The sequence below is a fragment of the Liquorilactobacillus uvarum DSM 19971 genome (assembly GCF_001434935.1).
Lineage (GTDB): Bacteria > Bacillota > Bacilli > Lactobacillales > Lactobacillaceae > Liquorilactobacillus > Liquorilactobacillus uvarum.
Map to the genome: position 1 here is coordinate 1 of NZ_AZEG01000095.1, position 1,154 is coordinate 1,154.

Here is a 1,154-nt window from a genome sequence, read left to right on the forward strand (position 1 = left end):
GGTAGCGTCAAGAATCTTGTGTAAATGAAATGCCTTCGTACATATAATATGTATCTAACTTAAATAAATGATGCTTCCAAGGTGTCCTGGAGTCCTTTGAACCCTCGGTGGATCCGCTTCAGAGACTTCTCGTTATAAACATTAAACTGAGAAACCAGGAAGCGATCCAGTGAATCTTCCGTTGGGAATTGTTCTTTGTGGTGGGTGGTGCGCTTGAGATGCTTATTAAAGTTCTCAATCAGGTTAGTGGAGTATAGTGATTGCCGGATAGCTGGTGGAAAGTCCATGAAAGTGAGTAAATTCGGCATTTTAAGCAGATCTTTGATTAATTTGGGATAGGTCTGATGCCAGTTGTTGGCGAACTCATTCAGTTTCAGTTCGGCTGCTTCACGGTTGGCGGCCCGATGAACTTGTTTAAAGTCACTGATCACGGCCTTGCGGTCTTTTACGCGAACTTTGTTCATCAGATTCCGCCCAACATGAACCAGGCAACGTTGTCGTTTGGCTTTAGGGAAATGCCGATTCAAGCCTTCATCCAAACCAACTAACCCATCGGCCACAAACAACAGCACATCTTTAACGCCCTGCTTGATCAAGGTTCCCAGCAGTTCAGTCCAGATTCCAGTCGATTCCGTTGGCGCCACTTGGTAGTTCAGCACTTCTTTCGTACCATCTGGACGAATGCCAATCGCAATATGAACGGCTTCTTTTTGAACGGTATCCCGCTTTAACGGCAAGTAAGTGGCATCTAAGAAGATGGCCGCATATTGTGAAGCCAGTCGACGTTGCTGGAAAGCTTGCACCTGTTCATTGACGGCTTTAGTCATGTTGGAAACCGTGGCTTGGGAGTAGTGAGCACCGTACATTTTCTCAATGAGTTCGGCAATTTCAGCAGTGGTAATTCCCTTGGTATACAACTGAATGACCGTTGTTTCTAAATTATCACTGTGCCGACCGTAGGCTGGCAAGGTATGATTTTCAAACCGGCCATTGCGATCTCGAGGAATGGTTAAGTTAAGTTGGCCGTACTTCGTATCAAACGAGCGCTCATAACTGCCGTTGCGGTTATTACCAGTGTTAATCCCAGCGTATGAGTAGCGTTCGTAACCCAAAAACTCTGCCAATTCGGTTTGAAGCAGCTGGTTAATCGCAAT

General features: G+C 45.7%; 1 protein-coding gene. It reads right to left on the reverse strand.

Going from position 1 to position 1,154, the window contains the following annotated elements; genetic code table 11:
• Positions 1–59: 59 nt before the first annotated feature.
• Positions 60–1,154: IS256 family transposase (locus FD20_RS12525; protein WP_057738928.1), on the reverse strand; the 1,095-nt coding region annotated here is incomplete at its 5' end.